At 72.5% G+C, this 6,394-nt stretch carries 8 protein-coding genes; 2 read left to right on the top strand and 6 right to left on the bottom strand.

Annotation, left to right across the window (positions count from 1 at the left end; translation table 11 throughout):
- Nucleotides 1-20: 20 nt before the first annotated feature.
- The 5 genes from ACFV6I_RS36505 to ACFV6I_RS36485 all read right to left on the bottom strand — a co-directional run bounded on the left by ACFV6I_RS36505 (nucleotide 21) and on the right by ACFV6I_RS36485 (nucleotide 3,746).
- A complete protein-coding gene (locus tag ACFV6I_RS36505; RefSeq protein WP_063348448.1) occupies nucleotides 21-824 on the bottom strand; it encodes a class E sortase in 804 nt (267 codons plus the stop codon).
- Between the two features lie 37 nt (nucleotides 825-861).
- Nucleotides 862-1,998, bottom strand: coding sequence for a class E sortase (locus tag ACFV6I_RS36500; RefSeq protein WP_380430283.1), 1,137 nt, complete (start codon nucleotides 1,996-1,998; stop codon nucleotides 862-864).
- 5 nt (nucleotides 1,999-2,003) lie between these two features.
- Nucleotides 2,004-2,675: an aminodeoxychorismate/anthranilate synthase component II gene (locus ACFV6I_RS36495; protein WP_063348449.1), complete on the bottom strand. Its 672-nt coding sequence runs from the start codon at nucleotides 2,673-2,675 to the stop codon at nucleotides 2,004-2,006.
- Nucleotides 2,676-2,738: 63 nt separating this feature from the next.
- A complete protein-coding gene (locus ACFV6I_RS36490) occupies nucleotides 2,739-2,918 on the bottom strand; it encodes a hypothetical protein (protein ID WP_063348450.1) in 180 nt (59 codons plus the stop codon).
- A 69-nt stretch (nucleotides 2,919-2,987) separates the two neighbouring features.
- The gene (locus ACFV6I_RS36485; protein ID WP_063351254.1) at nucleotides 2,988-3,746 is read right to left on the bottom strand and encodes a DUF881 domain-containing protein; all 759 of its coding nucleotides are present in this window, start codon (nucleotides 3,744-3,746) and stop codon (nucleotides 2,988-2,990) included.
- 175 nt (nucleotides 3,747-3,921) lie between these two features.
- Here ACFV6I_RS36485 and crgA point away from each other — a divergent pair, with 175 nt between their 5' ends.
- Nucleotides 3,922-4,170 carry a cell division protein CrgA gene (gene crgA / locus ACFV6I_RS36480; protein WP_063348451.1) on the top strand — a complete coding sequence of 83 codons (249 nt, stop codon included), beginning with the start codon at nucleotides 3,922-3,924 and terminating at the stop codon, nucleotides 4,168-4,170.
- 334 nt (nucleotides 4,171-4,504) lie between these two features.
- Here crgA and ACFV6I_RS36475 read toward each other — a convergent pair whose 3' ends face one another.
- On the bottom strand, nucleotides 4,505-5,350 hold the full coding sequence (locus tag ACFV6I_RS36475; protein ID WP_063348452.1) for a rhomboid family intramembrane serine protease: 846 nt from the start codon (nucleotides 5,348-5,350) through the stop codon (nucleotides 4,505-4,507).
- Between the two features lie 194 nt (nucleotides 5,351-5,544).
- On the opposite strand from ACFV6I_RS36475, the gene ACFV6I_RS36470 reads away from it, so the two are divergent.
- Nucleotides 5,545-6,324 carry a DUF5324 family protein gene (locus tag ACFV6I_RS36470; protein ID WP_380430281.1) on the top strand — a complete coding sequence of 260 codons (780 nt, stop codon included), beginning with the start codon at nucleotides 5,545-5,547 and terminating at the stop codon, nucleotides 6,322-6,324.
- Nucleotides 6,325-6,394: the final 70 nt, after the last annotated feature.

The raw sequence follows: 6,394 nt of genomic DNA, 5'->3' as shown, positions 1-6,394 counted from the left end.
CGCAGCAGCGGCCGACGGGCTCAGGGCTGGCGCAGTTCCGGCGGCGGGGTGCGCTTGGCGTCCACGTCGTCCACCCGCACCAGGCTCCCCCAGACCGCCATCCGGTAGCGCGAGGTGTACACCGGCGTGCAGGTGGTCAGCGTGATGTACCGGCCGGGTCCGGTGTAGCCGGAGCCGACCGGGACGGGCGCGACGATGCCGGTGTCGTACTTGGACGTCTCCGGCAGGGTGCTGTCGACCCGGTAGACGTACCACTTGTCCTTGGTCTCGACGACGACCGCGGCGCCGCGGTGCACCGCGTCCAGGTCGTGGAACTTGGCTCCGTGGCCGTCCCGGTGGGCGGCCAGCGCGAAGTTTCCGGCCTGGTCCCAGGGCATCGCGGCGCGGTAGGGCTGCTCGTACACCCCCGCCACGCCCTCGGCCAGGGTGTCGCTGTCGGTGCCCATCCGGATCAGCACCTGGTAGTCCCGGCCCATCGCCGGGACGTGCAGGAAGCCGACCGCGTCCCCGGCCGCGAACGGCGCGGCGGGGGCGGGCGTCCCGCCGGGGGGCGCCGAGGGGGTGCCGGTCGGGCTCGCGGCCCAGGTGTCGCGCAGCCGGTCGGAGGCCGCGGCCGCCGAGCGGTCCGCCTCGACGTTGGTCCACCACAGCGAGTAGGCCACGAACAGGCCGAGCACCAGTCCCAGGGTGATCAGCAGCTCGCCGAAGACGCCGAGTGCGGCCAGCGCCCGGCTGCGGCCGCGCCGGGCGGGCGCGGGGCCGGTCTCGGGCGGCGGGAAGGCCTCCTCCCGCGGCTCGGCCGACTGCGCGGTCTCGTCCGTCATCTCCGGTGCTCCCCCTTCGTGCCGGGTGCCCGGGCGGTCACCCGCCCGTGATCGCGGCCGGCTTGCCTTGGCTGCGCGGCCGTTCCTCGGTCATCTTGCCAAAGACGATGAGGCGGAACTTGGAGGTGAACTCCGGGGTGCAGGTGGTCAGCGTGATGTACCGGCCGGCGCCCGCGTAACCGGCGCCGTTGGGGACGGGCTTGATCACGCTCACGTTGTTGGGGGAGGTCTCCGGGATGCTGCTGGTGACCTCGTAGGTGTAGTACGAGGTGGCGGTCTCCACCACGATCTTGTCGCCCTTGCCGAGCTGGTTGATGTACCGGAACGGCTCGCCGTGGGTGTTGCGGTGCGCGGCCAGCGCGAAGTTGCCCGCCTTGTCGGCCGGCATCCCGGTGCCGGTGTAGTGGCCGACCAGGCCCTTGTCGAGCACCGCCGGCTTGGAGGTGCCCTCGGCGATCGGGAACTTCAGCCCCAGCTTGGGCAGGTAGATGATGGCGAAGCCCTTGCCGGGCTCGAACGACTCCGGCTTGGCCGGGTCCGGAGCCGGCTGCCCGGGCTTCGGCGGCGCCAGGGCCGCGTCGAACTGCTGCTCCAGCCGGTTGCGGGCGCCGTCGGCGGCCGCGTCGGCCTGCACATTGGTCCACCAGAGCTGGTACGAGACGAAGAGCAGCATCACCACGCCGAGCGTGATGCACAGCTCCCCGACGAGCCGCGCGGCCACCACGACCGCGGACTCCTTGGGCCGCGCCTTCGCCCCGGCGCCCCGGCCGCTCGCCCGGCGCCGACCGACGCCGGCGCGCACGGAGGTCCGGCCCTGGGCGGCCCTGCGGCGCTCGGCCCGGCCGCCGGTGGGCGGGGCCGGTTCCGCGGTCGGCCCGCCGATGTCGAGGGGCAGGCGCAGCTGGAGCGTCTGGTCGGGCAGCCACGGGTACTCGGGTCCGGACGCGGCGGGCTGCTCGGCCTGCTCGTACACGCCCCAGGCCTCCTCGGCGGCGCCCTGTCCGGGCTGCGCCGGGTACGGCTGCGGGTACGCCGCCGCGGCGCCGTGGTGCTGCCCGTCGCCGTACGGACCGCCGCCGTACGGACCGCCGCCGTGCTGCGCGCCGCCGTACGGCTGTCCGTCCCCCGGGCCCGCCGCCGACTGGTATCGCCCCTCCGGACGCAGCGCGGTCACGCCGCTCAGCCCCGGCCGATCACCGGGGCGAGCCCGGCCGACCGGTCCACGGCCTGCGGGTAGCCGCACTCCGCCAGCCAGTTGGCGAGCATCCGGTGGCCGCCCTCGGTGAGCACCGACTCGGGGTGGAACTGCACGCCCTCGACGGGCAGTTCGCGGTGCCGCAGACCCATGATCACGCCGCTGTCGGTGCGCGCGGTGACCACCAGCTCGTCCGGCACGGTGGCCGGCTCGACCGCCAGCGAGTGGTACCGGGTGGCGGTCAGCGGCGAGGGCAGCCCCTCGAACACCCCGCCGTCCTCGTGCTCGACCGGCGAGGTCTTGCCATGCAGCAGTTCCGGTGCCCGGTCGACCACCGCGCCGTACGCGACCGCGATCGACTGCAGGCCCAGGCAGACGCCGAACACCGGCAGCCCGATCCCCGCGCAGTGGTGCACCATCCCGATGCAGACCCCGGCCTCCTCCGGCGCCCCGGGCCCGGGGGAGAGCAGCACCCCGTCGAAGCCCTGGTCGTCCTCGCCGCCGGACCGGCGGACGGCGTGTTCGACGGTCACCTCGTCGTTGCGCACCACCTCGCAGGTGGCACCGAGCTGGTACAGGTACTGGACCAGGTTGAAGACGAAGCTGTCGTAGTTGTCCACGACCAGGATGCGGGGCGCGGTCGGCTGGGTGGTCATTCTCGCGTGGTCTCCGTGGGATGCGGGGCGGGGTCGGCAGGGTGGAGGAGCAGGGCCGCCGGTTCAGCCGGCCGCGGCACCTTCGCCGCCGTCCACTGTGACGTCACCGAAGGGGAGCAACGGTTCCGCCCACGGGAAGACGTAGGTGAAGAGGAGATAGACGATCCCCGCGATGAGGAGCAGCGAGACGACGGCGCGGACCAGGGTGTTTCCCGGGAGGTGACGCCAGATCCAGCCGTACATGGTGCTCCCTCGACGTAGCGGACTGGGGTCAAGAGTAGACCCGGGATCAACGACCGCGAGGCCGGTCCGCTACTGCTGCCCGCCCGCCGACCGCAGCTCGGTGGTCCCGGAGTATCCGGGGAGGGTCAGGTCACCGCTCTCCTGGACCTTCCAGCCGAGCCCGTACGCCTGGACGTACTGGAGGTAGTTGCGGATCGTCGGGTCGCCGTCCACGGCGGCCTTCAGCGCATCGGTGCGGCCGACCGCCCGGACCACGTACGGCGGCGAGTAGACCCGGCCCTGCAACAGCAGGGTGTTGCCGACGCAGCGGACGGCGCTGGTGGAGATCAGCCGCTGGTCCATCACCTGCACCCCTTCGGCTCCGCCCCGCCACAGCGCGTTGACCACGGCCTGGATGTCCTGCTGGTGGATGACCAGGTCGTTGACGCCCGGCTCGGGGACGCCCGGGATGCGGGCGGTGGCGTTCGGCGGGGCGTCGTTCAGGGTGACGGTCAGGCCGCCGCCCTGCAGCGGCTCCAGGGCCGCGCCGAGCCGCAGGTCGTCCAGCCGGGCGGCGTCGGCGGGGTTGCCGCCCTGCTGCCCGGTGAGCTCCTGCGCGCGGGCCTGGAGGTCGGCCAGCTGGGCCTGGGCCTGCTGGTTCTGCGAGCTGCGCTGGCGTATCACGTCGCCGAGGCTCAGCAGCGAGTTGTCGGTCCGCAGGTCGGTGCCGCGGGCGGTCTGCGCGCTGATGTAGAACAGCAGTCCGGCGAGCGCGAAGACCGCACAGGTCAGGGCACGCCCGACAATTCGGGTGCCGGAGCGGCGGGTAGTGGTCGGCCGAGGGGGAATCGACAAATTAGGCACCGTACCCTTATCTCCTTAAGACCCACCGAGCCACTACGCTAACGGACGCCGGTGGCGCGCGCGGGAACGGTCCCGTGCGTTCCGCACCGCCCGTCGCCGGCAGACCGACCCCCGCTGCACCTCTGCGCGGTCTCACAGCGCATCGACAGGAGAGCTCCTCGTGCCGAAGTCTCGACTCCGCAAGAAGTCCGACTACACCCCGCCGACCACGGCCACGGTGAAGATCAGTTCGGGCCGTAGTTGGGTCGCACCGTTGATGCTGGCGCTGTTCCTGATCGGCCTGGTCTGGATCGTCACCTATTACGTGACCAGCGGCAGCTACCCGGTCGAGGGCTGGCGGAACTGGAACATCCTGGTCGGTTTCGGGTTCATCGCCGCGGGGTTCGGCGTCTCCACCCAGTGGAAGTAGCTTCCCGCTCCTCCTGAGGCTCCGATCGAGCCACCTCCGCCGCTTCGGGCCACTGGTGCCGGGCGGCGGTCAGGCATGCCCGGACACGGGCGGGAAACCGGTCGGTTATCCCCATCATCGGATGGTCACGCTTATCCACATGGTTATCCACACTGGGGAAAAGTCTCCCCAGCCTGTGGATAACTTTTCGACCGCGGGCTTTCCACGACTGTGCACAACTTCCCGAGAATGGGAAAACCGCACAGCAGGACACGCGTAGAACAGCAGTCCACACCCCGGGCGGCACACAGCCTGTGCACAACCCCGCACCCGCTGTGGACAAACACCCGCGGCGTCACGCGCCGTAGCGGGCCATCCCGATCATCAGCATCGCCGCCACCACGGCCAGCGACCCCGCCAACGCCAACCCCTGGACCAGGCCGCGGCGCTCGCGCGGGGCGTACATCAGGCCGGCCGCCGTCAGCGCGCCCACCACCAGGCCGCCGATGTGCGCCCGCCAGTCGATGTCCGTCCGCGAGAAGGTGACGACCAGGTTGAAGACCAGGAACGCCATCACCGGAGCGAGCGGGCCCCGGTTCCGCAGCTGCATCACCACCGTGGCGCCGATCAGCCCGAAGATCGCGCCCGAGGCCCCCACCGACCGCAGCGAGTTGCCGTCGATCAGGAAGGCCAGGGCGCTGCCCCCCAGGCCGGAGAGCAGGTAGAGGGCCAGGAACCGCAGCCGGCCGAGCGCCGCCTCCAGCGTGGGGCCAAGCCAGTACAGGACCAGCATGTTCATCCCGATGTGCCACCACTGCAGGTGCAGGAACACCGAGGTCAGCAGCCGGTACCACTGGGCGGGGCCGTCGGCGACGCCGTCCGGACCGCCCAGGACGGCCCGCCCGACGCTGTACAGCTCCCAGACCTGGCCCAGCCGCGGCGTGAGCACGTAGGCGGCCAGCACGAAGACCACCACGTTGATGCCGATCAGCACCCTGGTGACCAGCCCGCCGTCCTGGGCGATCGCCCCGCCGAACCGGGTGGTCGCCCGCCGCGTCCCGGCGTGCCCGCCGCCGACGCACTCCGGGCACTGGAAGCCCACCGAGGCGGCCACCATGCACTGCGGGCAGATCGCCCGCTCACAGCGGGTGCAGGAGACGCCGGTGGCCGTCTGCGGGTGCCGGTAGCAGCCGGTCAGCATCAGGTTCTTCCCCTCCCGTACGGGACCGCCGGAATCGCCAGCCTACTGCGGCGGATCCGACATCGGGCCTTCTCCCCGGCCGCTCCCACAGTCCGCGTACGGCCCACTCCGACATGCCGGTGGACAAATCAGCATGCATGATCAGCATTCAGGTGGATATGTGCATAAAGGACGCCACCCAGGAGGAGAGACTCGTGACCTTTTCGGACTCGGCTCGTGAGACGGCCACCAAGACCCGGGACACCGCCGCGCACCTCGCGGACGCCGCCGCGCACCTCGCGGACGGCGCCAAGCAGCGCCTGGGCCCGGCCCTGGACACCCTCGGGCCGAAAGCCGCCCAGGCCGCCCAGAGCCTCCGCGTCCAGTACGACCGGCACATCGCCCCGCAGTTCGGTCACGCCTTCGCCAGCCTGCCCCCCGAAACCCAGCAGCACGTCCTGAAGGCCTTCCACCGCGCCCAGGAGGCCGCCCTGGCGGCCCGGCTCTCCGCCGCCCGCGCAGCCGACCAGGCCCGCTCCACGGTCGGTCCCAGGGTCGTCCAGGCCGTCGAGGAGGCCCGCGCCGCCGTCACCCCGGTCGCCCAGGAGGCCCAGACCCGGGGCGCCGCCGCGCTGACCGCGCTGCACGGCAACGTCACCTCGGCCGAGATCAGCCACCTCGCCACCCGCAACGCCCGGAGGAAGCGGTGCAACGGCCTGGCCACCGGCCTCGCCGTGGCCGGCGTGCTGGCGATCGGCGGCGGGATCGTGGCCTGGCAGTGGTGGCGCCGGCACAGCAACCCGGAGTGGCTGGTCGAACCCCCGACCGACCGGGCCGACCAACCCGCCGGTGCGCACGCCGCCGGCGCGACGGCCCCCGGGCCGGTCGACGCCGCCACCCCGGCGGACACGGCCACCGAGCCCGCTCCGCCACCCGGCCGGCCCGACGACGACGGCGACCACCCCAAGCCGCACGACCCGCGCGGACCGCACTGACCCGTCGCCCGGCCCTCTGGGCGTGTCCGACACCCCCAGAGGGCGCGGAAACGCCGATCGGCCGCTGACC

The organism is Kitasatospora sp. NPDC059803, assembly GCF_042732255.1.
Taxonomy (GTDB): domain Bacteria; phylum Actinomycetota; class Actinomycetes; order Streptomycetales; family Streptomycetaceae; genus Kitasatospora.
This window is presented reverse-complemented; position numbering and strand designations above follow the sequence as displayed.